Raw genomic sequence first — 26,771 nt, 5'->3', positions numbered from 1 at the left:
TCAATCATCATTCGCCGCGTTGAGATCCTCCGGACGCAAGCCTTCGTCACCATGATGCGGCCACGGCAAAAAATTGCCGTCGAAGGCATCGCTGCCGAAATAGTCGAGCGCGCGGTGCGCCTCGGCGCCGTTGAAGGCGGCCTTGTCTATCAGGTGCGCAATGACCTCGCGCGCCTGCGTGATTTTCTGCCTGAGTTCGGCAACGGTTCTGTCGGCCATGATCGTGCTCCCGCCTTGCATCCTGTCCATCCATAGGTAGCGCCTTTGGCCTTGCCGGCAAACAGCATGCTTTTTCTCGACTCTTTTCGTTTTTCATGCCAATTCCCGCGCCATGGCACTCGACATAAAGATCTGCGGCTTGAAGACCGACGCGGCAATGGCGGCGGCGCTGTCCGGCGGTGCCAGCCATGTCGGGTTTATTTTCTTCGCCAAAAGCCCTCGCTATGTCGACCCGGCGGAAGCTGGCCGTTTGCGCGAAGCGGCGCGTGGCAAGGCGATGGCGGTTGCCGTCACCGTTGATGCCAGCGACGCCTTCCTGGATGAGATCGTTGCCAAGATGCAGCCTGACATGCTGCAGCTGCACGGCGCGGAAACGCCCGAGCGCGTGGCCGAGGTCAAAGCCCGCTATGGCCTGCCGGTGATGAAGGCGCTGCCGCTCGGCGAGGCTGCCGATCTCGAACGGATAAAACCATTCATCGGCATTGCCGATCGCTTCCTGTTCGACGCCAAGCCGCCGAAAGGCTCGGAACTGCCGGGCGGCAATGGTGTCGCCTTCGACTGGCGCGTTCTTGTCGACCTTGACGGCGGCGTCGATTACATGCTTTCCGGTGGGCTCAACGCCGTCAATATCGGCGATGCCCTTCGGCTTGCCAACCCGCCCGGAATAGACATTTCCTCAGGCGTGGAAAGCCCGACGGGCGTCAAGGATCCGGCGCTGATCGAACAGTTTTTCCGGGCCGTCAGGGCAGCACGCGACAACCGCGCCGCCTGACCGGCTCAAACCAGAGCATGTTCCGGAAAGTGGAATCCGGTTTTCCGACAAGGACATGCTCAAGAAATCAAGATGCCAGGAGATCGGCGATGAACAAGCCGGCGACACCCAATTCCTTCCGCACCGGACCCGACGAACAGGGTATGTTCGGCATTTTCGGCGGTCGTTTCGTTGCCGAAACGCTAATGCCGCTGATCCTCGACCTGGAACGGCATTGGAACGAGGTCAAGAACGATGCGGATTTCAGGGCCGAACTGACTGACCTCTCGACCCACTATGCCGGGCGGCCTTCAAAACTCTATTTCGCCGAGGGGCTGACCAAACATCTCGGTGGCGCAAAGGTCTATTTCAAGCGCGAGGATCTGAACCACACCGGTTCGCACAAGATCAACAACTGCCTCGGCCAGATCCTGCTGGCCAAGCGCATGGGCAAGAAGCGCATCATCGCCGAGACCGGCGCCGGCCAGCATGGCGTGGCGTCGGCCACGGTCGCGGCCCGTTTCGGCTTTCCCTGCGTCGTCTATATGGGCGCCACCGACGTCGCCCGGCAAAGCCCCAACGTCTTCCGCATGAAGCTGCTCGGCGCCGAAGTGCGGCCGGTGACCGCCGGTCACGGCACGCTGAAGGACGCCATGAACGAGGCGTTGCGCGACTGGGTGACCAATGTCGAGGACACTTATTACCTGATCGGCACCGCCGCCGGCCCGCATCCCTATCCGGAACTGGTGCGCGACTTCCAGTCGGTGATCGGCATCGAGGCGCGGGCGCAGATCCTCGAACGGGAAGGCCGGTTGCCGGACACGATCATCGCCGCTGTCGGCGGCGGTTCGAACGCCATCGGCCTGTTCCATCCCTTCCTCGATGACAAGGAGGTTCGCATCATCGGCATCGAAGCCGGCGGACGCGGCCTCGACGGCATCGAGCATTGCGCCTCGATGAATGCAGGAAAACCCGGCGTGCTGCACGGCAACCGCACCTATCTCCTGCAGAATGCCGACGGCCAGATCATGGACGGGCATTCGATCTCGGCCGGCCTCGACTATCCCGGCGTCGGGCCGGAACATTCCTGGCTGCGTGATTCAGGCCGCGTCGAATATGTGCCGATCCTCGACGACGAGGCGCTGGAGGCCTTCAAGCTGACGACGCGCGTCGAAGGCATCATCCCTGCGCTGGAATCGGCGCATGCCATCGCGCATGCGGTGAAGATCGTGCCTGCCATGGACAAGGACCAGATCGTCATCGTCAACCTGTCCGGCCGTGGCGACAAGGACGTGCACACGGTGGCCAGCATGCTGGGCATGGAGATCTGATCATGGCCACCCGCATCGACCGCCGCATGGCGAAGCTGAAGACCGAAGGCCGCCCGGCGCTCGTCACCTATTTCATGGGCGGCGACCCTGACTACGACACCTCTTTGTCGATCATGAAGGCGCTGCCCGGCGCGGGCTCCGACATCATCGAGCTCGGCATGCCGTTCTCCGATCCGATGGCCGACGGCCCGGCGATCCAGGCAGCGGGCCTCAGGGCGCTGAAAGGCGGCCAGACGCTGGTCAAGACGCTGAAGATGGCGTCGGAGTTCCGCACCGGCGACGATGAGACGCCGATCGTGCTGATGGGCTACTACAATCCGATCTACATCTATGGCGTCGACCGCTTCCTCAAGGACGCTATCGCCAGCGGCATCGACGGGCTGATCGTCGTCGACCTGCCGCCGGAGATGGACGAGGAGCTGTGCATTCCGGCGCTGAAAGCCGGCATCAACTTCATCCGGCTGGCGACACCGACCACCGACGACAAGCGCCTGCCCAAGGTGCTGCAGAACACGTCCGGCTTCGTCTACTACGTGTCGATGACCGGCATCACCGGCTCGGCGCTGGCCGACACCGGCAAGGTGGCGGCGGCGGTCAAGCGTATCAAGGGACACACCGACCTGCCGGTCTGCGTCGGCTTCGGCGTCAAGACCGCCGAGCAGGCCCGCGTGATCGGCGCCAATGCCGATGGCGTCGTCGTTGGCACCGCGATCGTCAATGCGGTGGCCAATGTGCTGGGGCCGAAGGGTGAGAAGACCGCCGACCCGGCCGAAGCCGTCGCCACACTGGTCAGCGGCCTTGCGCAAGGTGTGCGCTCGGCCCGCCTTGCTGCCGCCGAATAGTTCTCCTACGTCAGCTTTTGCGCATGTCGTTATCCCAAAACCGGTTTCCACTTTTGGGCGACATGCACTAGATCGGTTCACCGTTTCACGGAAACGCCGAACCGCTCTATCTTCTTAGTTTACCGCAATTCCGGACGGAAAACCGCTTCACACTTTTCCTGGAATTGCTCTAACTCTTCGTCAGGACAGGAGCCGAAGCGATGAACTGGATCACCAATTACGTTCGCCCGAAGATCAATTCGATGCTCGGCCGGCGCACCGACATGCCCGAGAACCTCTGGATCAAGGATCCGGAGACCGGCGAGATGGTGTTCCACAAGGATCTGGAATCCAACCAGTTCGTCATTCCGTCGTCCGGCCATCACATGAAGATCTCGGCCAAGGAGCGGCTGAGATTCTTCTTCGATGACGGCAAATACGAGACCCTGGACAACCCCAAGGTGATGCAGGATCCGCTGAAATTCCGCGACGAGAAGCGCTATATCGACCGGTTGAAGGACGCCAAGGCCAAGACCGGCCTGGAAGACGCGATCATCAATGCGCTTGGAACCGTCGAGGGCCTGCCGGTTGTGGTCACGGTGCAAGATTTCGCCTTCATGGGCGGCTCACTCGGCATGGCCGCCGGTGACGCCATCGTGCATGGTTTCGAAGTCGCCCTGCAGCGCAAGCGGCCGCTGATCCTGTTTGCCGCCTCCGGCGGCGCCCGCATGCAGGAAGGTATTTTGTCCCTCATGCAGCTGCCGAGGACAACGGTCGGCGTCGACAGGCTGAAGGAAGCCGGCCTTCCCTACATCGTCGTTTTGACCAACCCGACCACCGGCGGCGTCACCGCCTCCTACGCCATGCTGGGCGACGTGCACATCGCCGAGCCCGGCGCGCTGATCGGCTTTGCCGGACCGCGCGTCATCGAACAGACCATCCGGGAAAAACTGCCCGACGGCTTCCAGCGCTCCGAATATCTGATGGAGCACGGCATGGTCGACATGGTGGTGTCGCGGCTGGAGTTGCGCGAAACCATCGCGCGGCTGCTCAAGATGCTGCTCAAGCTGCCGGAAGAGCAAAAGCCGCTCGAGCCGGAAATCCTGCCGCCGGCAACAATTCCGGCCGAGGCACGTCCGCAGGCTTGACGCGACAAGAAGCGCCGCGGACAGCGATTGCGCCATGTCCCTGGCGCGCTGTAGCTTTTTTGAATTGCCATGGCCCTTTGCGAAACCGATTCTGGTTTTCGGGGTCATGGGCCAGGATTGCGCCATGACAACGCTTGCCGCCGACCGCGAAATCGAAGCCCTGATGGCGCTTCACCCGAAAGGCTTCGACCTTTCGCTCGACCGCATTTCGCGGCTCCTGGAGCGGCTCGATAATCCGCAGGACCGGCTGCCGCCGGTCATCCACATCGCCGGCACCAATGGCAAGGGTTCGTGCGCTGCCTTTTCGCGAGCCCTGCTCGAGGCGGCGGACTACCGGGTCCATGTCCACACCTCGCCGCATCTGGTCAACTGGCACGAGCGCTACCGGCTGGCCGCCGATGGCGGCGGCAGGCTGGTCGAGGACAGGGTTTTCGCCGATGCCATCGCCCGTGTCGCCAGGGCCAATGAAGGCGAGACGATCACCGTCTTCGAGATCCTCACCGCCGTCACCTTCCTCCTGTTTTCCGAACATCAGGCCGATGCCGCGATCATCGAGGTCGGGCTCGGCGGCCGCTTCGACGCGACCAACGTCGTCAAGGAGCCGGCCGTGTCGGTGATCATGCCGGTGTCGCTCGACCACGAGGCCTATCTCGGCGACCGTGTCGAACTGATCGCGGCGGAAAAGGCCGGCATCATCAAGCGTGGCTGCCCGGTGGTCATCGGCGCACAGGAAAGCGAGACGGCGCTGCAGGTGCTGATCGAAACCGCCGAACGGCTCGAATGCCCGACCTTCGTCTACGGCCAGGATTTCCTTGCCTTCGAGGAAAACGGCCGCATGGTCTATCAGGACGAGGACGGCTTGATGGACCTGCCGCCGCCCAGGCTGCCCGGACGCCACCAGTTCGCGAATGCGGCGGCGGCGATCGCCGCGGTCAAGGCGGCCGGTTTCGAGATCAGCCATCGCGCCGCCGAGAAGGCGATGATCAATGTTACCTGGCCCGGCCGCATGCAGAAACTGGCGCAGGGCCGGCTGGCCGACCTGGCGCCGAAGGGCGCCGACATCTGGCTCGACGGCGGCCACAATCCGGGCGCCGGCGTGGTCGTCGCCGAGGCGCTGGCCGAGCAGGAAGAAAAGAACCCGCGTCCGCTCTTCCTCATCTCGGGCATGATCAATACCAAGGACCAGAGCGGCTATTTCCGTGCCTTCAAGGGCCTCGCCCGGCATGTCTACACGGTGCCGGTGAGCCTGAGCGACGCCGGCGTGCCGAACGACGAACTGGCGGTCCGGGCGACGGAAGCGGGGCTGACGGCCGAGCCGGTGAGTTCCGTTGCCAATGCGCTGATGCTGCTGCGCGACACCTGGGACGGCCCAGCGCCGCGCATCCTGATCGGCGGGTCATTGTACCTGGCCGGCGCGGTGCTGGCCGAGAACGGCACGCCGCCGACCTGAGGTCGGATTTTCTGCGAGGAACCCGTCATGATCAAGGTCAAGCAGCTCGCTCACGCCTGCATCTTCGCGCATGACCTGGAGGCGACGCGAAGCTTCTATCGCGACGTCCTCGGCATGGACACGCAATTCAATTTCCTGCGCGATGGCAGGATTTTCGGATTCTACCTCAATTGCGGCGGTCGCAGCCATATCGAGGTGTTCCAGAAGGACGGAGCTCACTACAGCGACCTGAACCAGATCAATCATTTCTGTCTCGAGGTGGAAAATATTGATGCGGCGATCGCCCATATCAGGTCGAAGGGGATAGACATCACGTCAAAGAAACTGGCCTGCGACGACACCTGGCAGGCCTGGGTTCGCGACCCCAACGACGTGAAGATCGAGCTGTTCGAATATACCGAAGAAAGTGCGCAATTCGCCGGAGGCGATCGCATTGTCGACTGGTAATCGCGCCTGACGGCTTACTTCAATTCGATCTCGATGAAAGCATATTCGCCTTCATTGGCGTTGATGACGTCATGCTCGACGCCCTCCTTGCGGAAATAGGGCGCACCCTTCTTCATCTCGGCAAAGGATTCGCCGTCCTTGGTCAACAGCTTCACCTTGCCGTCCATCAGCGGCACGACGACATAGTCGTGGCCATGTCGGTGCCAGCCGGTGTTCTCGCCCGGCGCGAAGCGGTACTCGGTAACGATGACGCGCTCATTGTCGATGAAGACGGTGGCCTTGGCGGATCCGGTCATGTCGTTTCTCCCTGCTTCTGCTGCCAACAGAAGACATGGAGCGGCCGGACGTCAGGGCCAGAGCGACCCAGCGCATGACCCAAGGACGCGCGGCGCTGTAGGTTGGGCGCAACAAAAAGCCCGGCACGAGGCCGGGCCTGATGGTCATGGATTTCAGATGGATTAGGCGAGGTTGCCGTTGATCCAGTGCGACAGCGCGGTCTTGGGCGCCGCACCGACCTTCATGTCGGCCATTTCGCCGCCCTTGAAGATCATCAGCGTCGGGATCGAGCGCACGCCGAACTGGGCGGCAAGCTCTGGATTCTCGTCAATGTTGAGCTTGGCGATCTTGACCTTGGCGCCAAGTTCGGTGGCGATGTCTTCAAGCGCCGGCGCGATCATCTTGCAGGGACCGCACCATTCCGCCCAGAAATCGACGACGACCGGTACGCTGGCGTCAAGCACATCGGTCTGGAAGTTACTCTTGTCGACCTTGACGGTTGCCATATGGAAAAATCCTTTCGAAAGTTTTTGTCCCACCAAATGTGGTGGTGATCGCGCCCTTCTTCAAGCAGGTGTTGTGTCACGCTCCCGTGAGTCGAGCAAGGGCGTCATCCATGGCGCTGGCCGGCAGTTCGATCAGCCGCGGCGCCTCGATGAACAGCAAGGCCGCCTTGACCGTGCGGCCGGGATAGAGCGGTTGCAGCAAGGCGCGATAGAGCGCGAGCTGGAGCAGGTAGGCCGGCGGCACCTCGGCCAGGGTGGCTGGCGCCGGCCGGTTGGTCTTGTAGTCGACGATCGACACCGCATTCGATGTCACGGCCAACCGGTCGATCTTGCCGGAAATCGAGCGCTTTTTGCCCTTTACCTCCAGGCTGCCCATGATCGCCACCTCGGCACGCGACGATGGCGCAAACAGCTGGCCGAAGCCGGGGGCCGCAAGGATTGATGTGACCGATGTCAGGGCCTTCTCTCGCTCTGATGGAGGCCAGTCCGCACCCGTCCGTGCGAGATAGCGTTCCGCCGCCGCCTGGCGTTCGGGCTCGGCAATGCCGGGCAACATCTGCAGCAGTTTGTGCAGGGCAAGCCCACGCAGCACCGCAAAGCCCGGCTCGGCATCGGCGTCGAGCACCGGCGACGCCTTGTCGACCACGATTTCCTTGCCCTCGTCGATGAGCGCCGAGGCGCCAGATGGCGACAGTGGGCGCGGTAAATCCTCGAAAGGCGGCAGAGGCCGGAACAGGGTCGCCGGCAATGGTCCGAAAGCATCGGCCTGCCGTACCTGCTCAGCGGAGCTTGGCGCGACGGGCGGCAGCTTGGTCACATGGAAACGATGCACCGGCTCGCCGCCGGTGGGATGCGGACGCTGCTCGCTCTCGGGAGCGCCGATCAGCGCGCGGCTGACGATCGAGTGCCAGGTGCCGGCGTTCGGGGCCCGCTTGCCATGATAGCCGCAGACGATCAGCCGGTCCTCGGCACGGGTCATGCCGACATAAAGCAACCGGCGGTATTCGTCGTCGGCAAGTTCTCGTGCCCGCGCTGCCGCTGCCTTGGAAAAGCCGTTGGCGACGTCGCTGGCCGAGCGCCAGAGATAACCCTTGCCTTCCCAGTTTGCGCCGGAGCCATCGAAGGACATCAGGCGCGGCAGATGCTGGTCGCTGAACGGGGCGGAACCACCATCGACCAGGAACACGACCGGCGCTTCCAGGCCCTTGGCGGCATGCACGGTCATGACCCGAACCTCGTCGCGGGTCTGGTCCATCTCGCGCTTGATCTCGGGACCGGCATTTTCCAGCGTCGACAGGAAGGCTTCTAGTCCCGGCAGGCCGGTTCGCTCCTCGGCGAGGCAGAAACTCAGGAACTCGTCGAGAATGTCGCCGGCCTCAGGGCCAAGCCGCGCGATCATCTTCCGGCGCACGCCATCGCGCGCAAGCAGGGCGGCATAGAATTCGAACACCGGTTTGAAGGCGGCCTCGTTCGTCCAGATGTCGACTTGGGCGACGATCTTCGCAAGTCTCTGGCTTTCGCTGGCGTGCTGTCGCAGCGACGCGATCAGCGACAGGCCCGACGGCCGCTCCGCGGCGAGCGTGAAAAGCGTCTCTTCAGGCAGATCGAAGATCGGGCTGCGCAGCACGGCGGCGAGCGACAGGTCGTCCTGCGGCTGGATGAGGAGATGACCGAGCGCGATCAGGTCCTTGACCGCGATGTGTCCGGGCAGGCTCAACCGGTCGGCGCCGGCGACCGGAATGTCGCGGCGTTTGAGCGCCCGGGTCAGCGCATGGACGAAGCGATCGCGCTTGCGCACCAGCACCAGCACGTCGCCTGGCCGCAGTCGCTTGCCGCGGCCTTCGATGATCTCGCCAGCGCCGATCCAGCCGGCAATGGTGGCGGCGACGTTCTCGGCAACGCGTACCGCCGGTGCATGCGCGTGATCGATGGCTTGCGTCCAGTCGTCGGGCTCGTCGACGACGTCGGCGCCGACCGACGGCCACACTTCGACATAGCCCGGCGCATCGGTGCGGATCGCCTGGTGGCGTAGCGGATCGGGATCATGGCTGATACCGCGCCGCACGCTTGCGTCGGCGAAGACGCGGTCGACGGCGGTAAGAACGTCGTCGGTCGAGCGGAACGACCAGGTCAGCTTGAGGTCGGCGAAGGACGCCTCGGCGTCACGCACTCGTCCCGCGAACAACAGCCGGCTGTCGGCGAAGGAGTCCGGGGCGGCACCCTGGAACGAATAGATCGACTGCTTCTCGTCGCCGACGGCAAAGACCGTGCGATGGACCCTATCGCGCGCGCCGAAGCCGGCAAAGAATTCTTCCGCCAGGTGCTTCACCACTTCCCACTGATCCGGGCTGGTGTCCTGCGCCTCGTCGAGCAGGATATGGTCGATGCCCTGGTCGAGCTTGTATTGTACCCAGGGGCCGGCATCGGGCCGCGCCAGAAGGTTGACCGTGCGGGTGATCAGGTCGTTGAAGTCGAGAAATCCACGGCTGCGCTTCAGCACTTCATAACGGGCGATCAGCCAGTCAGCGATGGTCAGCGCGGCGCTTGTGCCTTCCAGCATCCGGAACAAAGCCAACCGGTCGACTGTTTCGATGATGGCTTTGGTCGCCGAGAGATAACGCTCCGCCAGATCCGGCAGCCGATCGACCAGAGCCTTCTTGAAGGCCTTTGCCGGATCGTAGGCATCGCCATCGGTCTTGAGGAAGGCTCTCGCCAGCAGTTGCAGGCGGCGAATGGGATCGCCCTCGGCGAAAGCCTGGCGCGCATAGGGCAGGATGTTGTTCAGCACCGATCTGGCGTCGGCGGCTTCAGCGGCATGGGCAAAGCCGGCAAAATAGTCGGGCAGGAAGCCCGGCAACGGCCACACCGAAGCCGCTATGCTTTCGGCGGTCTGGCCGGGGCGAAAATCGAACTCATCGAACAGTGCCTGGAAGCGCGTGCCGTCGCGTCCAACCGCGTCGATGAAATTACGCAAGCCGTCGCGCTTGCGCACGATCTCGCCCAGCAAGGCGTCGAGCCCCGCTTCGCCGCCACGATCGAGAATGGTGGCAAAGGCTTCGGCCAAATCCGCCTCGCCGGCGGCAGTGCCGGAGATCATGTCGCGGCGCGCGGCGGCAAACAGCGACGCCTCCATCTGGCCATCGAGCATCTCGAAGTGGGCAGGGATGTTGGCCTCCAGCGGGAACTGGTGCAGCACCGATTCGCAGAAGGCATGGATGGTCTGGATCTTCAGCCCACCGGGCGTTTCCAGCGCCTCGGCGAACAGGCGCCGCGCCCGGCGCATGGTCTCGAGATCCGGTCGGCGGCCTTCCAGCGCCTCGACCTTTGCCGCCAGGTCCGCGTCACCGAGGGTGGTCCATTCCGACAGTGTCGAGAACACCCGGTTCGACATGTTGGCGGCGGCGGCGCGCGTGTAGGTCAGGCACAGGATTTTCGACGGGTCAGTACCGCGCAGCAGCAGCCGGATGACGCGCTGGGCGAGCACATGGGTCTTGCCGGAGCCGGCGTTCGCCGACACCCAGGCGGAATTGCCTGGATCGGCGGCGCGGGCCTGGCTGGTCGCGGTGTCGCTGGGGATCGGATAGGCTTTCTTCATGCCTCCCCTCCCTCGTCACCGGCATCGCCGCCTGCCGACCATTCGAGCACGCGGGCAAGATGGTCGTAGTCGCCATCGGTCTCGCCTTCGCGAAACGGCAGCGCGCGCGACAGATAGCCGGTCGCCGGGTCGGCATAGTGGATGAGCAGCTTTTCCAGCCGCGCCCAGGCCTCTTCGGCGAGATCGGTGGCGGTTCGCGGCTGGCGGTTGTGTTCGAGGATCGATTCCTCGAACACCTCGCCATTCGGCTTCAAGCGCACGAAAGCCAGTTGCGAGGGCTCGCGCGCGCCCAAATCCTTGAAAGCGCCGCGCCTGAGCAGCGCGCCCTCCAGCGCCAGTTGCGGCGCCAGCAGCGTGTGCGCCTGCGCCTTGGACGGCGAGGAGCCCGTCTTGTAGTCCAGTATGTCGGCCATGCCGCCGGCCAGAAGATCGACGCGATCGGCGTAGCCGGACAGCGTCACGCCGGACTGACCGACGACGGTCTTGCCGGCGCGCTCCTCGGCATGCCGCCGGATCACCGCGTCGGCGCGTGTGCGCTCCCACTCGATGATGTTTGCGGCGAGCTTTTCGAAACGCGGCCACCACACCGCCTCGACATCGGCCGGGAGTGCGGCTTCGGCAAAACAGGCGCGGCCGGCGGCGATGAGGCCGGCGAGCGCATCGGGTGCGCGCGGATCGGCGACGCGCGCCGAGAAGAGGTGCAGGATGGCGTGAAACAGCGTGCCGCGCTCGGCCGCACCGGGATCGCGAATGACCGGATCGAGCGGCATCAGGCCAAGGATCCGTCTTGCATAGACGGCGTAGGGATCCCGGCGCAGCGTCTCGATCTCGGTGACCGAGAAATGCCCTGGGCGCACTGACAAAGGCGGTTTCGGCTGCGGCCGGGGTGCAAAATCCTGCCTTGGACCGGTATCGAGCGCGCGCGCCCAGGCGAGCAGTTCGTCGCCACGGCGACGGAGTTGCGCTGCCTGGTCGTTGCCGATGAAGGTGAGCAGGCGTTGCAGCCAGCGCGACGGCACGGCGGGGGCGTCGCCGGCGCGTGCCGAGCGGGCCAGCACCACCTTCCTGGCACCCATCGCCATCTGGAAATCATGCGCGGCAAGGCCGATACGCCGCTCCGGCGGTTCGAGGTCGATGCCGGTCTTCATCAGCCGCGACATGAAGCGGTCGCTCTCCGGCTTGCGTGGCCATATGCCCTCGTTGAGCCCGCCGATGACCAGCGTATCGACAGTCTGCAGCCGCGCTTCCAGCGCGCCCCAGATGGCGATGTTCCTGTCGGTGCCTTGCGCCGGCTTGACCGTTTCGGCCGCAATCAGCGCCGCCATCACGTCGGGCCACTCGTTGCCCGCGAACGACAAGGACGCCGAAGCCGCGACCAGCCCGCGCAGCAGTTCGGCAAGCTTCTCACCGGCGTCACCGGCATAGAGCTCGCCAAGGCCGCCATCGGCGGTGCGGCCGAGATTTTCGAGGGCGACGACGCTGGCCCTGACCAGCGCGGCAAGGTCGGCGTCCCCTTGGTCACGGAAAGCCGCGAGCGGCGCCAGCGCTTGTGTGAGGCGTCCAAGCAAATCCCGCGCGCCTTCGATGGCACGCACCGTCAACCGGGAGAACCAGAAGGGCGGCCGGCCGCCGCTGCCGAGGCCGGTGAGGCGGGCCTCGAACAGTTCCGGCAGCGAAACGATGTCGGGGCGGCCTGTGCCACCGCGCAGCGCCACCAGTTCGACAAGTTCCGCCGCGTGGCGCACATCAGCCCGTTCGAGGCCAAGGCCAAGCAGCGGATGTTTGAGCAGCGACAGCAGGCCGACCGGATCGCCTGGCCGGAACAACGCCTCAAGCGCCAGCCTGAGCAGGCTGGCCGCCGGGGTGTTGGCGAGCGGCGTGCCGCCGGAATCGTCGGCAACGACGCCGAAGCGCTGGAGCTCGATCGAGACGCGACGCGCCAGGGCGCGGTCGCCGGTGACGAGAGCCGCCCTTTGGCCGGGCTGTTCGACCGCGCGCTTGAGTGCAACGGCGATGGCGACGGCTTCATCGCGTTCGCTGGCAGCTTCGAGCAAGGTCACTTCGGCGAAGGCGCCGGCAATGTCGGATGCCGAGAAACCGGCGCGTGTCTCGGCCCAGAGTTCGGTGGTCTCGGCCGGCCGCAATGCTTCGCCGACAAGGGCGGCGCGAAGCGCAAGTTGCGGTTCGCCCACGCCGATCTCCTCGACATCGTCGCGCAGCACGCCGATCTTGGCGATCAACCTGGCGAGGCCATATTGCGGGTGGCCGAGCACGGCCGGACGTGCCCCGGGCGCGGCGATTGCCTGGAACGACGCTTCGTCCAGCGTCCGGTCGAGACCGGGCAGCACGATGGCTCCGCCGGGCAAGCGGGCGATCGCGGCAAGCAGTTCTGCCGTGGCGGGGATCGAGCCGGTGGAACCCGCGGCGATGACCGGCCCAGCAGGCGGATTGCGCTGCAGGCGCGTCGCCTCGGCGCGGATCAGCGCGCTGCGATGCGCGGCCGGATTGGAGCGGTCGCTCTCTTCAAGGAATTTCGGCCAGGCGTCGGTGACGATGCCGAGGAATTCGAGCGTCACCTGCCACCATCCGGCAAGGTTGCCGGTCACCAGATCGGTGAGCTTGGCCCAGTCCGTGCCTTCCGTCTCGATCTCGTCCATCAGCCGGGCGAGATCGCGCGCCAGCCAGATCGCATCGGCGGTGGAGGCCGGGATAACAATCTCCTCGGCAAAAAGGGCAGCGACATGCGCCGGCAGCCGGCGTTTCCAGGCGCGCACCAGCGGCGTCAGCAGCAACAGGCGTTCGGTTGCTGCGATCGGTGGTGCGAGATCGATGGCCGCCGATGCCTCGGTCTCGAATGCCGCCTCATCCTCATCGAACTCGCCAAGTGGCCGGATGACCGGCAGGATCGCCGAACCGCCGCCGCCGCGCGCCGCCAGGCTGTCGACGAAGACACCCCGCAAGGCACGCGCGGCGCGGCGCGTCGGCACATAGATGGTGACATCGGCCAAAGCGAGCGGATCGCCGTCAAAGCGAAACCCCGGAACGAGGCGGCCGGCAAGCAGCGCCTCGGCAAGCGTCGGCAGAAACGGCGCTCCGGGCGGAATTGAGAAAACGCGGCTTGAGCCGCTCATTGCGACTCGGTCAGTGCGCCGGCAACCGCCGCTTCCGCGAGCGCAATGGCGTCGGGCGTACCGACGGTGATCCAATGGCCATGCATCGGCATGCCGAACAGGCGCCCTGCGGCGATGGCCGAATCGAAATAGGCATTGAGCGAGTGCGGCCCGGCCGGTGCGCCCTTGAACAGGCGCGGATGGACGATCGCCGCCCCGGCATAGATCAGGCCCGCTGGATCCCCCTTTGAGCGCCGCAAGCCTCCGTCCGGCGCCACCAGGAAATCGGTGCTGCCGCAGTGTCCGGTCGCCTGATGGAGATCCGCCAGCATCAGCAGAATATCCATTTTCGCCGCGTCCCATGCAAGGGCGAGGCGGCCGAGATTGAGGGGACCGTCGTCGATCCAGAATGTATCGGCGTTGAGGATATAGAAGGGCTGCTCGCCCAGTTCCGGCAATGCCTTGACAATACCCCCGGCGGAATCGAGCAGTTGTTTGCTCTCATCGGAAATGACGATCCGTGGCGCGCGGCGCGCGGCGACATGGGCGACGATCTGTTCGGGAAAGTAATGGACGTTGACGACTGCCTTGGTGATACCGGCCGCGGCCAGGCTGTCCAGGCTCCAGTCCAGCAACGTCTTGCCGGCGATCCTGACCAGCGGCTTGGGAATGGTGTCGGTGATCGGCCGCATGCGCTTGCCCAGCCCGGCGGCAAGTACGATGGCGGTGTCCGGTCTTGCTGTCACAGCGTTCGCTCCTCCAGCAAACCGTTGGCATCGTAGAAATCCCGCAGGCTTGCCAGCGCCGGATGAGACAAGGCCCGGCGCAGATAGTCGCGAATGCGCGGCAGGTGTTTCAGATAATAGGGCTTGCCGTCGCGCTTTTCGAGGCGGACGAAGATGCCGAGGATCTTGGAATTCCGCTGCGCCGCCATGATTGCGTAGGATTCCAGGAAGGTTGCTTCGTCGAAAGCACCGGCTGCGTGGCGCGCGGCGACATAGGCATCAAGTGTCTGTTTCTCGATCTCGGGCGACATGGTCACGCGAGCGTCCATGGCGAGCGAGGCGACGTCATAGGCGGACGGGCCGATCAGAGCATCCTGGAAATCGACGATGCCCAGCCGATCATGGCCGGCACGATCGCCGCGCCAGATGATGTTGGGCGAATGGAAATCACGCAGCATCAGCGTGACTTCGCGGCCTTGCAGCCGGTCGAGAAGCGCGTTCCATTCCCTGCGGTAACCGGCGCGCAAGCTGTCGCTTGCCAGGCTGCCCGATATCGCCGGCACGTACCAGTCGACCAGCAGGTCGGCTTCGATCATCATGGCGTCACGGTCGAAACGCGGCACGTCGTGGAAGCCGCCCGACCCTGTTTCCAGGCGCTGCGGCCAAATCCTGCCGTGCATCATGGCCAGCAGTTCGGCCGCCGCCACGTAGCGCTCGGCCAGAGGCTGGCCATTGCTGCCGAGGAACCCTTCCGAACCGAGATGTTCGAGCAGCAGGAACCCCTGCTCCTGGTCCTCGGCATGGATTTCCGGAACGCTGACGCCGCCGGTTTTCAAGACGCGGTCGATGGCGACGAAGGCGGAGACCGACTGGGCGGTGTGCGCGATCTCGGCATAGGGCTTGCCATCGCGAACCGGCGGGCCGAGCACCAGCCGTGGTGAGTTCATCAACACTTGCGGCTTTCGGTCCGGTAGCGAAACGATCTCATAGGAGCGGGCCGAAGCATCGCCGATGAAATGGCGGCGCTGCGCTTCCCCCCAGCCTGCATTTTCGAGAAAGTCGCGCATGGCCAGCGATCGTGCCGCCCGATCGAAGGCAGCGCCCTGCCCCGACAATCGTGCCAACCGGCCGGCGCCATGCTGGACGAGTTCGATCAGGACCGTGGCTTTCGGCAGATAGGCCTCCGCCCGTTCCGGCCATTCGACCAAAGCAGCGCCTTGCGTCAGTGCTTCGTCGAAACCAAGCTCATCGATCTCGGCCGCCGAGGACAAGCGGTAGAGATCGAAATGATGGACCGGAATGCGCGTGTCGTAGCTCTGCACCAGCGTGAAGGTCGGGCTCGGAACGTCGAGGCCGGCATCATCGGCCAACGCCCTGATCAAGGCCCGTGCCAGCGTCGACTTGCCGGCGCCGAGATCGCCCTTGAGGGCCAGCACATCACCCGGGCGCAGCGACAGCGCCAGATCCTCGCCCAGCCGTGCTGTCTGTGTCTCGTCGGCGAGTGAACGCTCCAGCACCAATCCCGTCATCGAGCGCGCTACTCGGCCGCGACGCGGATGCCCGGCATGTCGGGAAAGGTGCAGATGACGGTCGTGCCCTTGTCCTTGCCGGTTTCGATGCGAACGCTGCCGCCATGCAGCTCGACAAAGCTCTTGACGATCGACAGGCCGAGACCGGCGCCGCGCCGGCGGCCGCCATTGGCGCGCGGCTCGAAACGACGGAACACCGAATCGAGCAGGTCCGGAGGCATGCCGGGGCCGTCGTCATGAACCGAGAATTCCACCCCGTCCGCCAGATGGCGGCAGGTGAGCCGGATGGTGCTGGCTTCCGGCGCGTAGTTGGCGGCGTTGCTGAGCAGATTGTAGAGGATCTGGCGGACGCGGATCTCATCGCCGTGGAACGTCTTCGGTGCAGCGGTGGCGTCGACCTCGAGCCTGATCGAATGCTCTTCCAGCCGGTCCGCCACCAGTTCGGCCGCAGCCGCGATGGTGCGATCGACCTGCACCTCGGAAATGTCGAGCTGCATGATGCCGGCGTCCACCGTCGCAAGGTCGAGTATGTCGTTGACGATGGTGAGCAGGACCGAGGAGGACGAGCTGACATGCTCGACATATTCACGCTGCTTCTGCGTCAGCGGACCGGTCGCCGGCAGCGACAGCAATTCGGTGAAGCCGATGATGTTGGTCAGCGGCGAGCGCAATTCGTAGGAGACGTGCTGGACGAATTCGTTCTTGAGCTGATCGGATTTTTGCAGCGCCTCGTTCTTGTCCTTCAGCGCCCGTTCGACGTTGACGCTGTCGGTGACGTCCACGAAGGTCATCATCACTTGCCCGTTGGGCAATGGGATGATGGCGTAGCTCAGCACATTGCCGTTGTTGAGCTCGGTCTGGCCGTGGCGATCGCGGCGCTCGTCGTCGAAGCCGGTGATGGCGGCAACGAAGCCTGGCCAAGGGCTGTCCGCCGCCTGCCGGTCGCAAAGGTCGCGGATTGTGGAAACGTGGACATTGGGTTTGGCGGCTTCGGCGCTCAACCCCCAGAGTTTGGCAAAAGCCGGGTTCGACAGCCGGAGCTTGCCATCGGAACCGAACACCGCCACGCCTTCGGCAAGATTGTCGAGCGTCTCGCCCTGGACCCGCACCGCGGTATGGTAACGGCTCTCGAGGTCCATCTTCTCGGTCAGGTTCTCGAACACCCAGGTCACGCCGCCCTTGGGCTGCGGGTTGGCGACGACGCGGATGGTCTTGCCGTCCGGCAGATGCCACCAATGTTCCTGCGATTCGACGGCGCGATAGGCGCCGAGCAGGCCTTCCTTCCAGCGGCGCCATTCAGGTTGCTCGGCGATCTTGCCCTCGCTGCGCAACCGGTCGAGCAGCAAGGCGTTGTCGGGAGCGCTGTGCAGGAAGCCTGCGTCGAGACCCCATAGTTTCTGGAAGGCCTGGTTGAAGAACCGCAGCTTCTCGTCGGTGTCGAAAATGGCTACCGCCGTGTTGAGCTGGTCGAGCGTGTCGGCGTGGCTCCTGACGGTCCGTTCGTATTCGCCGCGAACCGCCTCGATGGCGCTGGTGTCGCAAGCAAGGCCGGCCGAGCCGTGGCTGCCGGCGAAATCGGTGACCGCAAACACACGGCGATCACCTTCGATCACGGTGGAAAGCGACTGTTCGAAGACCGGATGCGTCTTGTGCTGGGCGGCAATCGCATCGCGTGCCTGGCCGCCGAGGAACTCTTTTGCCTCCCGAACCGCGGCTTCGGCATTTTCGGCTTCGACCCCATCGGCATAGGCCCGGTTGACCCACTTCAGCCGCCCATCCTCACTGCGAAGCCATGCCGGCATGTTCAGCGCGTCGAGCAGGCCGATCATCGTGTCATGGTCGGCGGCCAGCCGCTGGTTCTCGATCTTCAGCCTGGCCTGGCTGCGCTGCGTCTCCGAGAGCGAGACGAAACGCACGAGCACATGCGCCGCGCTCTTACGGCCATGCACTTCGAGCGGCGCGCCGGCCTGCGATTCGATGACGAGGTCGAAGGGTCTGGCCTTTTCGCGTAATCCCGCAACGGCATGTTCAAGCGCCGCAGCCGAACGCGGCATCAGCCAGCGGCCGAAAGCGAGGAAAGCGGCCCTGTCCTCCGGAGCGCCGCTTTCGACGGGCAACGTGCCGATGAGTTCGGGCTTCTTGTTTTCCGCGGCCCAGACGACCACGCGCTGGTCGCGCAGATTGAGCAGCGCCTCCGAGCGGCGCAGCGCCGCGTTGATGTCGGCGAGGCGGCTCCTGAGTTCGACATTCTCGGACGAGGTGCGGGCTCTTTCGCGGATGAGGACGATGGCCGACAGAAGTGCGGCACCCGTCACGCCGACAAACACGGCAAGCTGCATGACATCGACGGCGCTCACCGACAATCCGGCCACAGCGGCAGCAGCGGTTTCGGCATGCGCGGCAGCACTGGCCAAGGGGCCGGCCAGCGCGGAGGTGGCAAGGAAGATTGACGCGCGGACGCGCCACGACAGGCCTCCGCTTTGCAAGGCGGAGCCGGTGATCCCCGAATCGTCATGGCCGCCGGAAACGGCCCGTCCCGCTCTGTGCGGGTGTTGCCCCGGCATGTCTTGGTCCTCTCCGCCGCCTGAATGCAAGACCGCCCTGATGCGCACCTCTCGAGCCCCTCTCGGGATGGAAGCGTCGCGAATCACCTGACAATAACCCCTCGCCGAATCGCCGTGAAGGCTAATGGCGCGCAAAAATAAAGCCGGGCGAAAAGTCAATCGCCCGGCCTCAATATCTGGTAGTAATTTTAGCTTTGGTTAATAGCGGTAGTGTTCCGGCTTGAATGGCCCCTGCGGCGTGACGCCGATATAGGCGGCCTGCTCACCGGACAATTCGGTCAGGCGGGCGCCGAGTTTGTCGAGATGCAGGCGCGCGACCTTTTCGTCGAGATGCTTGGGCAGGACATAGACCTGATTCTCGTACTGACCGGGCTTGGTGTACAACTCGATCTGGGCCAGCACCTGGTTGGTGAAGGATGCCGACATGACGAAGCTCGGGTGGCCGGTGGCGTTGCCGAGATTGAGCAGCCGGCCTTCCGACAAGAGGATCATCCGCTTGCCGTCCGGGAAGGTGATCATGTCGACCTGCGGCTTGACGTTGGTCCATTTCAAATTGCGCAGCGACGCCACCTGGATCTCGTTGTCGAAGTGGCCGATGTTGCCGACGATGACCATGTCCTTCATCGAACGCATATGGTCGAGGGTGACGACATCCTTGTTGCCGGTGGTGGTGATGACGATGTCGGCGGTGGGCGCCGCATCTTCCAGCGTGACGACTTCAAAACCGTCCATGGCCGCCTGCAGGGCGCAGATCGGATCGACCTCGGTGACCTTGACGCGGGCGCCGGCGCCCTTGAGCGAGGCCGACGAGCCCTTGCCGACGTCGCCATAGCCGCAGACGACCGCGACCTTGCCGGCCATCATCGTGTCGGTGCCACGGCGGATGCCGTCGACCAGCGATTCCTTGCAGCCATATTTGTTGTCGAACTTCGACTTGGTGACCGAGTCGTTGACGTTGATGGCGGGGAAGGGCAGCAGGCCCTTCTTCTGCAGTTGGTAGAGCCGGTTGACGCCGGTGGTCGTCTCTTCAGTGACGCCGCGGATCGCCGCCTTCTGCTTGCTGAAGAAGCCGGGCGAAGCCTTCAGGCGCTTCTTGACCTGGGCGTAGAAGTATTCCTCTTCCTCGCTCTGCGGGTTGGACAGCACGTCCTCGCCGGCTTCGGCGCGGGCGCCGATCAAGATGTACATGGTGGCATCGCCGCCATCATCGAGGATCATGTTGGAGGTGCCGCCGTCGGCCCACTGGAAAATCCGGTCGGTATAATCCCAGTACTGCTCGAGGCTCTCGCCCTTGACGGCAAACACCGGGATGCCAGCTTCGGCGATGGCCGCGGCCGCATGGTCCTGGGTCGAGAAGATGTTGCAGGAAGCCCAGCGGATATCGGCACCGAGCGCCTTCAGCGTCTCGATCAGCACCGCTGTCTGGATGGTCATGTGCAGCGAGCCGGTGATGCGCGCGCCCTTGAGCGGCTTCTTGGAACCGAATTCCTCACGGCAGGCCATCAGGCCCGGCATTTCGGTTTCGGCGATCTCGAGTTCCTTGCGGCCCCAGCCGGCAAGCGAGATGTCGGCGACCACATAGTCCTTGCTACCCGTCATGGCAGTGCTCCGATGCAGATGTTGTGCTGCGAATTGGTTGCGGATGCGCCCGCGCCGGTCGGCGCGTCGAAGGGCGCGAATAGGCGGCCTGACTAGCAGATCGGCGCGAAGACGACAATGGGATATAAAGAAATCTTTATCCCTGCATGTCTCTTGGACATCCATTGGCGGTGTAGCGGATCAGCTTTCCTCGCCGAAGCGGGACGCCACCAGCTGCTCCAGCGCGTCGATGACCTGCCGGGCCTCCGGGCCGCTGGCGGTGACGCGGATCGAGTAGCCGGGGCTTGCCGCCAGCATCATCAGGCCCATGATCGACGTGCCGCCGACCTTGACGCCGTCCTTCTCGACATGCACCGAGGCGTCGAAGCCGCTGGCCAGCTGGACGAATTTCGCCGAGGCGCGCGCGTGCAGGCCGCGCTGGTTGATGATGGGAAAGTCCCTGGTGATCGGATCTTTGGCGATATGATCTTTTTCGGGGGACAGCGCGTTCATTTGCTGCTCAAGAGCTGGCTGGCGACGTTGATGTATTTGCGCCCCGCGGCCTGGGCCTCGTCGAGGGCGGCGGCCATATTGTCGCCCTTGCGGATCGAGGAGAGCTTGATCAGCATCGGCAGGTTCATGCCGGCGATCACTTCGGTGCGGCCGGATTCCATCACCGAAATGGCAAGATTGGACGGCGTGCCGCCGAACATGTCGGTCAGCACGATGACGCCCGTCCCGGTATCGACACGGGCAACCGCATCGACGATGTCGCGGCGACGCTGCTCCATATCGTCGTCGGCGCCGATCGCCACGGTTTCGAAATTGTCTTGTGGCCCGACGACATGTTCCACGGCATGTCGAAACTCGGCGGCCAGTTGACCGTGCGTTACAAGCACGAGTCCGATCATTCTTTGGTGGCTCCCGTCATCGCCGCTTCACAGGCGCATTTTATGCTCGCCAGCCATTCCAGGCGGCGGGAGCGCTATCTTGTCGACGCGCGGCCCGTTGACAAGCCCAAAATTGCGCAGGCCCATGCCATTTTGACGCATTGCAGCACAAAAGCCGGGGCGGATCATAGAAAAGGCGCGATCGACAGCCGCGCCATCACGGCGGGCAAGGCCGTGGCGGCGTTACGCTCGGCAAGGTCGATACGCGGCACTGGGCAGCCTGCGACCGGCGCGCTGATTTCCTCTTGGAAACGGGCCATCTCTGCCTTTGGCACCAGGCTCACATGCAGGTCGATCACTCCGCCCGGCTCGAACGGCAGCGGGCGCGGCATGAACCCAGGCACTTCGGCGAGACCGGCGATGGTCGCCGGCACGCGACAGACCAGTCGCCCGGCGCTGGCCGCGGCAAGCAACCTGTCGTCACCGATCAGCCGTGAGAACAGCCCGCGCGCGCGGCAATGGTCCAGGAGTGTCAGCGCCAGCGTCGTCTTGCCGGCGCCGGACGGCCCGGTGATAAGGACGCCGCGCTCGCCGATCAGGATCGCGGTTCCGTGAATGTTTTCAGGCGGCGCAACTGGATCATGCACGATCTTGCCCGATCATGTTTTTGGATGAAGCATGATCTCTGGACGAACGGAACCGTTCGTCCGAGAAAACCGGTTCCCACTTTGCGGGATCATGCTTCGGCCGGCAAGGTCACGACAAACCGCGCGCCCTTGATCTCGCCGGGCTTGGTACCGGGGATATTCTCGGCGGTCAGCGTGCCGCCATGGGCCTCGACGATCTGCCTGGATATCGACAGGCCAAGGCCCGAATTCTGGCCGAATGCCTCGCCGGCGGGACGGTCGGTGTAGAAGCGTTCGAAGATGCGGTCGATGTTGTCGGCGCGGATGCCGGGACCATTGTCGTCGACGGTGACAATATTGAACTTGCCGGCGCGTGCCAGCGACAGGGTGATGTGGCCATGGTCCTCGGGTACGAAGGAACGGGCGTTCTCGATCAAATTGGTGATGACCTGGCCGATGCGCAGATCATGGCCTACGACGACATAGCCTTTGACGCCCTGCGGCAGTTTGGCGACCTTGAACTCGATTTCGACCGCCTTCTTGTTGCGCGTGGCTTCACGCGAAACGGCGATCAGATCGGTGATGAATTTCTTCAGATCGACCGTCCCGGCATCCTCGCGCGCCAGTTCAGCGTCCAGGCGTGAAGCGTCGGAAATATCGGTGATGAGCCGGTCCAGCCGCCTGACATCGTGCTGGATGATGTCCATCAACCGGCCGCGCGAATTGTCGTTCTTGGCCAGCGGCAGGGTTTCCACCGCGCTGCGCAGCGACGTCAGCGGGTTCTTCAGTTCGTGCGACACGTCGGCCGCAAAGCTTTCGATCGCCTCGATGCGGGCGTAGAGCGCGTTGGTCATGTCGCGTATGGCGATCGACAGATTGCCGATCTCGTCCTGACGATCGGAGAAGTCGGGAATCTCCTCACGGCTCTTAACGCCGCGCCGCACCCGCACCGCCGCCGCCGACAGCCGGCGCAGCGGATTGGCAATGGTGGAGGCGAGCAGCATCGACAGGATGGCGGTGACCAGCGCCGCGATGCCGAAGACGCGCAGGATCGCCTTGCGTTCGGCAGCGACGATCTTGTCGATGTCGCCACCTTCGGTCGACAGCATCAGCACGCCGAGAACGGCGCGGAAGCGCTGGATAGGCACGGCCACGGAAACGATCTGCTCGCCCTGTTCCGAGATGCGCACGATGGTCGACGGGCTGCCGGTGAGCGCCTTGACCACTTCCGGGAAAGCGGCGCCATTGCCGCCCGGCTGCTCGTGATAGACCGGCAGCTCGGTGTTGCGGAAGAAGTCGAAGACGAATTTCTGGATGCGCTCGACCAGATCGGGCTCTTCCTCGTCGACCGGCGGCAGGTCGTAGCGCAGGATCTGGCCGCGCGAATAGAGATGGCGCGAATCGAGCAGCAGATTGGCGTCGCGGTCATAGATGCGAGCACGCGTGCGGGTCGGCGATATCAGCCTTCTCAGCACCGGCGCTACGCGCTCCGGGTTGATCGGGAAGTCGAGATTGTCGAGCTGGTCGGAGCCTGGTCCCAGGCTTTCGCCGGCCTGCAGCTCGAGCAGCTTTTCCGGGTCGATGCTGATCGAATCCGTCTCGACCGTCGCCGAGGCGGCGATCGCACCGGCGATGATCTCGCCCTGGGTCATCAGGCTTTCGACGCGGGCGTCGATCAGCCCGTCGCGGAAGGTGTTGAGATAGAGGATGCCGGTCACCAGGACGGCAAGGCCGGCAAGGTTGAGGAAGAGGATACGCCGCGTCAGGCTGGAAAAGATATGATGGCCGAGGAAGCGGCGCATCGGCACCGTGATCTTCGACACGAAGGACGGCATGATCCGCGGCGGCCGCCTCGAGGCGCCCGCCGGTCTTGTTCGCTGTGCCTCGACTGCCATCGAATAGCAGCTCCCGCCTAGTCTTTGGTTAGATGCATGTCGTTGTTTTGGGCGACATGCACTACCTTGTTTTGATGCAAGTCGTTGTCCCAAAACCGGGACCACTTTTGGGCGACATGCATCAACTCACGCCTCGCGGAACCGGTATCCGACTCCGTAAAGGGTTTCGATCATCTCGAAGTCGTCGTCGACGGCCTTGAACTTCTTGCGCAGCCGCTTGATGTGGCTGTCGATGGTGCGGTCGTCGACATAGACCTGTTCATCATAGGCCGAATCCATCAGCGCATCACGGCTTTTTACGACACCGGGACGTTGTGCCAGCGAATGCAGGATCAGGAACTCGGTGACGGTGAGCGTCACCGGCTCGCCCTTCCAGGTGCAGGTGTGGCGCTCCTGGTCCATGACAAGCTGGCCGCGCTCTAGTGAGCGGGCCTGCTGGCTGGGAGTCTTGGCAGCGGCCTCGCGGGCACTGGCACGGCGCAGCACGGCGCGCACCCGCTCGACCAGCAGACGCTGCGAGAACGGTTTGCGGATGAAGTCGTCGGCGCCCATCTTGAGGCCGAACAATTCGTCGATCTCGTCATCCTTGGAGGTCAGGAAGATCACCGGAAGGTCGGACTTCTGGCGCATCCGGCGCAGCAGTTCCATGCCGTCCATGCGCGGCATCTTGATGTCGAGGATGGCAAGATTCGGCGGGCGTGCCGCCAGTCCTTCCAGCGCTGACGCACCATCCGTGTAGGTCTCGACGCGATACCCCTCGGATTCGAGGGCGATCGACACCGATGTCAGAATGTTGCGGTCGTCATCGACAAGCGCGATTGTTGCCATTTCAAGCGGCTCCCTCATGAGCTGTCCCTTCTTTCGTAGAGAAGGGGCTTTTGCAGGACAAATTAGGTACAAAATGTGGCATAGGCCTTGTCCGCTGTCACGCGCGGCATGCCGGCGGCCACAATCCTACCTTGATATGGATTGGACGAACGAACATCGCCAATCCTTTGGGCAACCGCGAAACTTTTTGCACATATAAACGATTTAAACAACTTTCAAAATATTTAAATCGATTAATGATTTGATATCATTTGACTTTTCTGGTTCTGACCATCTCAGCCTGTGGTGCGGGCATGCCGGAAACGTACCGGCAAAGATGCGGCAAATCCAAGAAGGGAAACCCATGTCGGAAGTCGGCAAACGCAATTCCGCCTGCGCGATCGATCATATCGGCCTGAAAACCACCGGCGTGGTGCGCTATAATTTCGGCGCGGCTGCCCTTTATGAGGAATCGATCCGGTGCGGTGAAGCCCGGCTGACCGCCCATGGCGCGCTGGTCGCCGAGACCGGCCAGCACACCGGCCGCTCGCCCAAGGACAAGTTCGTCGTCCGCGACGACGCCACCGAACCGCATATCTGGTGGGACAACAACAAGGCGATGTCGCCGGCCCAGTTCGACACGCTGCTTGCCGATTTCCAGGCGCATGCCGCGGACAAGGATCTTTACGTCCAGGATCTGATCGGCGGCGCCGATGAGAAACTGAAACTGCCCACCAGGGTGATCACCGAACTTGCCTGGCACTCGCTGTTCATCCGCAATCTGCTCATCCGCCCGGATGCCGCCGAACTCGAGCATTTCGTGCCTGACATGACGATCATCGATCTGCCGTCCTTCCGCGCCGATCCCGTCCGCCACGGCAGCCGCACCGAAACGGTGGTCGCCGTGGACCTTTCGCGCAAGATCGTGCTGATCGGCGGCACCTCCTATGCCGGCGAAATGAAGAAGTCGGTGTTCACCATGCTCAACTATCTGTTGCCGGCGAAAAGCGTGATGCCGATGCATTGCTCGGCCAATGAGGGTGCGGCCGGCGACGCCGCCATCTTCTTCGGCCTGTCGGGCACAGGCAAGACAACGCTCTCGGCCGATCCCTCGCGCACGCTGATCGGCGATGACGAGCATGGCTGGGGGCCGCACGGAATCTTCAATTTCGAAGGCGGCTGCTACGCCAAGACGATCAAGCTGTCAGCGGAAGCCGAGCCGGAAATCTTTGCCACCACGCAGCGCTTCGGCACCGTGCTGGAAAATGTCGTGCTCGACGTCGATGGTGTGCCGGATTTCAACGACGCAAGGCTGACTGAGAACACACGCTGCGCCTACCCGCTGGACTTCATCCCCAATGCCAGCAAGACCGGGCGCGCCAATCATCCGAAGAACATCATCATGCTGACAGCCGATGCGTTCGGCGTGATGCCGCCGATCGTGCGGCTGACCCCGGCGCAGGCGATGTATCATTTCCTGTCCGGCTACACCGCCAAGGTGGCCGGAACCGAAAAGGGCGTTACCGAGCCCGAAGCGACGTTTTCGACCTGTTTCGGCGCCCCGTTCATGCCGCGCCATCCATCGGAATACGGCAATCTGCTGCGCGAACTGATTGCCCGCCATGACGCTGATTGCTGGCTGGTCAACACCGGCTGGACCGGCGGCGCCTACGGCACCGGCCAGCGCATGCCGATCAAGGCGACGCGAGCCTTGCTTGCCGCCGCACTCGACGGCTCGCTGAAGACGGCCGAGTTCCGCACCGACCCTCATTTCGGTTTCGAAGTGCCAGTGGCGGTTCGAGGTGTCGACAGCCCCATTCTCGACCCACGGTCGACTTGGGCCGACAAGGCCGGCTATGACCGGCAGGCGGCAAGGCTGGTCGGCATGTTCGCCGTCAACTTCGAGAAATTCGAAAGCCATGTCGACGCCGTGGTGCTGGGTGCGGCCCCGCGCATGCAGGAAGCCGCGGAGTAATCTCGCGATCGGGCTCGGCCTATCGTTGAAGGGCCCGGTTTCGATCGGGCCTTTTCTTTTTTGATCCGCCGCGCCATGACTGCGGCATGGCGAGCGACGACAACATCATCATATCAGGCGATGCGGTGATCCACCCGGGCGACCTGCACGAGGACTTCATCCGCTCGTCGGGTCCCGGCGGCCAGAACGTCAACAAGGTGGCGACGGCGGTGCAGTTGCGCTTCGACGCGGCCAACGCCACGGGTCTGTCGGAGCGCGTGCGCGAGCGCACCATCAAGCTTGCCGGCCAGCGCGCCACCAAGGACGGTGTCATCGTCATCGAAGCGGGCCGCTTCCGCACCCAGGAACAGAACCGGGCGGACGCTCGGGCACGGCTTACGGCACTGGTCGCCAAGGCCGCCGAACCGCCGCCGCCGCCACGCAAGAAGACACGGCCGTCGAAAGGCGCTGTGGAGCGGCGGCTGAAGAGCAAGGCCGGACGCGGCACGATCAAGAAACTGCGCGGCCGGGTGGAGAACGATTAGCACC

22 protein-coding genes are annotated in these 26,771 nt (G+C 63.9%); 8 read left to right on the top strand and 14 right to left on the bottom strand.

All coding sequences use genetic code 11. From position 1 onward, the window contains the following. Nucleotides 1–219, bottom strand: coding sequence for a hypothetical protein (locus ASD12_RS19045; RefSeq protein WP_056589353.1), 219 nt, complete (start codon nucleotides 217–219; stop codon nucleotides 1–3). Nucleotides 220–331: 112 nt separating this feature from the next. Here ASD12_RS19045 and ASD12_RS19040 point away from each other — a divergent pair, with 112 nt between their 5' ends. From ASD12_RS19040 to ASD12_RS19015, 6 genes are all read left to right on the top strand, one after another. Beyond that, nucleotides 332–991, top strand: coding sequence for a phosphoribosylanthranilate isomerase (locus ASD12_RS19040; protein WP_056589350.1), 660 nt, complete (start codon nucleotides 332–334; stop codon nucleotides 989–991). A gap of 89 nt (nucleotides 992–1,080) precedes the next feature. Beyond that, complete coding sequence (gene trpB, locus ASD12_RS19035) at nucleotides 1,081–2,301, top strand: tryptophan synthase subunit beta (protein WP_056589347.1); 1,221 nt, start codon at nucleotides 1,081–1,083, stop codon at nucleotides 2,299–2,301. A gap of 2 nt (nucleotides 2,302–2,303) precedes the next feature. Then, nucleotides 2,304–3,143 carry a tryptophan synthase subunit alpha gene (trpA, locus tag ASD12_RS19030; protein WP_056589344.1) on the top strand — a complete coding sequence of 280 codons (840 nt, stop codon included), beginning with the start codon at nucleotides 2,304–2,306 and terminating at the stop codon, nucleotides 3,141–3,143. Nucleotides 3,144–3,343: 200 nt separating this feature from the next. Then, complete coding sequence (gene accD, locus ASD12_RS19025; protein WP_056589341.1) at nucleotides 3,344–4,270, top strand: acetyl-CoA carboxylase, carboxyltransferase subunit beta; 927 nt, start codon at nucleotides 3,344–3,346, stop codon at nucleotides 4,268–4,270. Nucleotides 4,271–4,394: 124 nt separating this feature from the next. Then, nucleotides 4,395–5,720 (top strand): folylpolyglutamate synthase/dihydrofolate synthase family protein, encoded by a 1,326-nt coding sequence (locus ASD12_RS19020; RefSeq protein ID WP_056590101.1) that lies wholly within the window; start codon nucleotides 4,395–4,397, stop codon nucleotides 5,718–5,720. A 27-nt stretch (nucleotides 5,721–5,747) separates the two neighbouring features. Further along, nucleotides 5,748–6,167, top strand: a complete 420-nt coding sequence (locus ASD12_RS19015) for a VOC family protein (protein ID WP_056589337.1) — start codon at nucleotides 5,748–5,750, stop codon at nucleotides 6,165–6,167. Nucleotides 6,168–6,181: 14 nt separating this feature from the next. Here the strand turns inward: ASD12_RS19015 and ASD12_RS19010 are convergent, their stop codons facing one another. From ASD12_RS19010 to ASD12_RS18950, 13 genes are all read right to left on the bottom strand, one after another. Then, entirely contained in the window at nucleotides 6,182–6,463 is a 282-nt protein-coding gene (locus ASD12_RS19010; protein WP_013528325.1) for a cupin domain-containing protein, read from the bottom strand. Between the two features lie 162 nt (nucleotides 6,464–6,625). After that, nucleotides 6,626–6,949: a thioredoxin gene (gene trxA / locus ASD12_RS19005; protein WP_056589334.1), complete on the bottom strand. Its 324-nt coding sequence runs from the start codon at nucleotides 6,947–6,949 to the stop codon at nucleotides 6,626–6,628. Between the two features lie 76 nt (nucleotides 6,950–7,025). Continuing rightward, entirely contained in the window at nucleotides 7,026–10,544 is a 3,519-nt protein-coding gene (gene addA / locus ASD12_RS19000) for a double-strand break repair helicase AddA (protein WP_056589331.1), read from the bottom strand. Beyond that, entirely contained in the window at nucleotides 10,541–13,675 is a 3,135-nt protein-coding gene (gene addB / locus ASD12_RS18995; protein WP_056589327.1) for a double-strand break repair protein AddB, read from the bottom strand. The genes addA and addB overlap by 4 nt, the downstream gene beginning before the upstream one ends. After that, nucleotides 13,672–14,400: a nucleotidyltransferase family protein gene (locus ASD12_RS18990; protein ID WP_056589324.1), complete on the bottom strand. Its 729-nt coding sequence runs from the start codon at nucleotides 14,398–14,400 to the stop codon at nucleotides 13,672–13,674. Before ASD12_RS18990 ends, addB begins: the two co-directional genes overlap by 4 nt. Next, complete coding sequence (tsaE, locus tag ASD12_RS18985; protein ID WP_056589321.1) at nucleotides 14,397–15,908, bottom strand: tRNA (adenosine(37)-N6)-threonylcarbamoyltransferase complex ATPase subunit type 1 TsaE; 1,512 nt, start codon at nucleotides 15,906–15,908, stop codon at nucleotides 14,397–14,399. The genes ASD12_RS18990 and tsaE overlap by 4 nt, the downstream gene beginning before the upstream one ends. 8 nt (nucleotides 15,909–15,916) lie before the next feature. Further along, nucleotides 15,917–18,472 carry a PAS domain-containing sensor histidine kinase gene (locus ASD12_RS18980; RefSeq protein ID WP_056589319.1) on the bottom strand — a complete coding sequence of 852 codons (2,556 nt, stop codon included), beginning with the start codon at nucleotides 18,470–18,472 and terminating at the stop codon, nucleotides 15,917–15,919. A gap of 198 nt (nucleotides 18,473–18,670) precedes the next feature. Continuing rightward, complete coding sequence (ahcY, locus tag ASD12_RS18975) at nucleotides 18,671–20,071, bottom strand: adenosylhomocysteinase (protein ID WP_056589315.1); 1,401 nt, start codon at nucleotides 20,069–20,071, stop codon at nucleotides 18,671–18,673. Nucleotides 20,072–20,251: 180 nt separating this feature from the next. Next, nucleotides 20,252–20,563 (bottom strand): HPr family phosphocarrier protein, encoded by a 312-nt coding sequence (locus tag ASD12_RS18970; RefSeq protein ID WP_056589312.1) that lies wholly within the window; start codon nucleotides 20,561–20,563, stop codon nucleotides 20,252–20,254. Next, on the bottom strand, nucleotides 20,560–20,961 hold the full coding sequence (locus ASD12_RS18965; RefSeq protein WP_056589309.1) for a PTS sugar transporter subunit IIA: 402 nt from the start codon (nucleotides 20,959–20,961) through the stop codon (nucleotides 20,560–20,562). Before ASD12_RS18965 ends, ASD12_RS18970 begins: the two co-directional genes overlap by 4 nt. Nucleotides 20,962–21,125: 164 nt before the next feature. After that, on the bottom strand, nucleotides 21,126–21,587 hold the full coding sequence (locus tag ASD12_RS18960; protein ID WP_056589306.1) for a serine kinase: 462 nt from the start codon (nucleotides 21,585–21,587) through the stop codon (nucleotides 21,126–21,128). 89 nt (nucleotides 21,588–21,676) lie between these two features. Beyond that, nucleotides 21,677–23,461, bottom strand: coding sequence for a sensor histidine kinase (locus tag ASD12_RS18955; RefSeq protein WP_056589303.1), 1,785 nt, complete (start codon nucleotides 23,459–23,461; stop codon nucleotides 21,677–21,679). 126 nt (nucleotides 23,462–23,587) lie between these two features. Then, nucleotides 23,588–24,289 carry a response regulator transcription factor gene (locus ASD12_RS18950; protein ID WP_013528337.1) on the bottom strand — a complete coding sequence of 234 codons (702 nt, stop codon included), beginning with the start codon at nucleotides 24,287–24,289 and terminating at the stop codon, nucleotides 23,588–23,590. A gap of 343 nt (nucleotides 24,290–24,632) precedes the next feature. Between ASD12_RS18950 and ASD12_RS18945 the strand changes: the two genes are divergently transcribed. Together ASD12_RS18945 and arfB are read left to right on the top strand one after the other, a co-directional pair. Next, the gene (locus ASD12_RS18945) at nucleotides 24,633–26,243 is read left to right on the top strand and encodes a phosphoenolpyruvate carboxykinase (RefSeq protein WP_056589300.1); all 1,611 of its coding nucleotides are present in this window, start codon (nucleotides 24,633–24,635) and stop codon (nucleotides 26,241–26,243) included. Between the two features lie 86 nt (nucleotides 26,244–26,329). Continuing rightward, a complete protein-coding gene (gene arfB, locus ASD12_RS18940) occupies nucleotides 26,330–26,767 on the top strand; it encodes an alternative ribosome rescue aminoacyl-tRNA hydrolase ArfB (protein WP_023810634.1) in 438 nt (145 codons plus the stop codon). The last annotated feature ends 4 nt before the right edge of the window (nucleotides 26,768–26,771 follow it).

The organism is Mesorhizobium sp. Root102, assembly GCF_001425625.1.
GTDB lineage: Bacteria > Pseudomonadota > Alphaproteobacteria > Rhizobiales > Rhizobiaceae > Mesorhizobium.
Note: the sequence above shows the minus strand (reverse complement) of the source record. Positions and strands in the feature narration are given on the sequence as shown.

Excerpts from the sequence above, each read along its gene's own strand:
- ASD12_RS18945 (WP_056589300.1), top strand. The coding sequence starts at position 24,633 with ATGTCGGAAGTCGGCAAACGCAATTCCGCCTGCGCGATCGATCATATC.
- ASD12_RS18965 (WP_056589309.1), bottom strand. The coding sequence starts at position 20,961 with ATGATCGGACTCGTGCTTGTAACGCACGGTCAACTGGCCGCCGAGTTT.
- accD (WP_056589341.1), top strand. The coding sequence starts at position 3,344 with ATGAACTGGATCACCAATTACGTTCGCCCGAAGATCAATTCGATGCTC.
- addB (WP_056589327.1), bottom strand. The coding sequence starts at position 13,675 with ATGAGCGGCTCAAGCCGCGTTTTCTCAATTCCGCCCGGAGCGCCGTTT.
- ASD12_RS18970 (WP_056589312.1), bottom strand. The coding sequence starts at position 20,563 with ATGAACGCGCTGTCCCCCGAAAAAGATCATATCGCCAAAGATCCGATC.
- arfB (WP_023810634.1), top strand. The coding sequence starts at position 26,330 with ATGGCGAGCGACGACAACATCATCATATCAGGCGATGCGGTGATCCAC.
- ASD12_RS19045 (WP_056589353.1), bottom strand. The coding sequence starts at position 219 with ATGGCCGACAGAACCGTTGCCGAACTCAGGCAGAAAATCACGCAGGCG.
- trxA (WP_056589334.1), bottom strand. The coding sequence starts at position 6,949 with ATGGCAACCGTCAAGGTCGACAAGAGTAACTTCCAGACCGATGTGCTT.
- ASD12_RS19015 (WP_056589337.1), top strand. The coding sequence starts at position 5,748 with ATGATCAAGGTCAAGCAGCTCGCTCACGCCTGCATCTTCGCGCATGAC.
- ASD12_RS19010 (WP_013528325.1), bottom strand. The coding sequence starts at position 6,463 with ATGACCGGATCCGCCAAGGCCACCGTCTTCATCGACAATGAGCGCGTC.
- ahcY (WP_056589315.1), bottom strand. The coding sequence starts at position 20,071 with ATGACGGGTAGCAAGGACTATGTGGTCGCCGACATCTCGCTTGCCGGC.
- ASD12_RS19020 (WP_056590101.1), top strand. The coding sequence starts at position 4,395 with ATGACAACGCTTGCCGCCGACCGCGAAATCGAAGCCCTGATGGCGCTT.
- ASD12_RS19040 (WP_056589350.1), top strand. The coding sequence starts at position 332 with ATGGCACTCGACATAAAGATCTGCGGCTTGAAGACCGACGCGGCAATG.
- trpA (WP_056589344.1), top strand. The coding sequence starts at position 2,304 with ATGGCCACCCGCATCGACCGCCGCATGGCGAAGCTGAAGACCGAAGGC.
- ASD12_RS18950 (WP_013528337.1), bottom strand. The coding sequence starts at position 24,289 with ATGGCAACAATCGCGCTTGTCGATGACGACCGCAACATTCTGACATCG.
- trpB (WP_056589347.1), top strand. The coding sequence starts at position 1,081 with ATGAACAAGCCGGCGACACCCAATTCCTTCCGCACCGGACCCGACGAA.
- tsaE (WP_056589321.1), bottom strand. The coding sequence starts at position 15,908 with ATGACGGGATTGGTGCTGGAGCGTTCACTCGCCGACGAGACACAGACA.
- addA (WP_056589331.1), bottom strand. The coding sequence starts at position 10,544 with ATGAAGAAAGCCTATCCGATCCCCAGCGACACCGCGACCAGCCAGGCC.
- ASD12_RS18980 (WP_056589319.1), bottom strand. The coding sequence starts at position 18,472 with ATGCCGGGGCAACACCCGCACAGAGCGGGACGGGCCGTTTCCGGCGGC.
- ASD12_RS18955 (WP_056589303.1), bottom strand. The coding sequence starts at position 23,461 with ATGGCAGTCGAGGCACAGCGAACAAGACCGGCGGGCGCCTCGAGGCGG.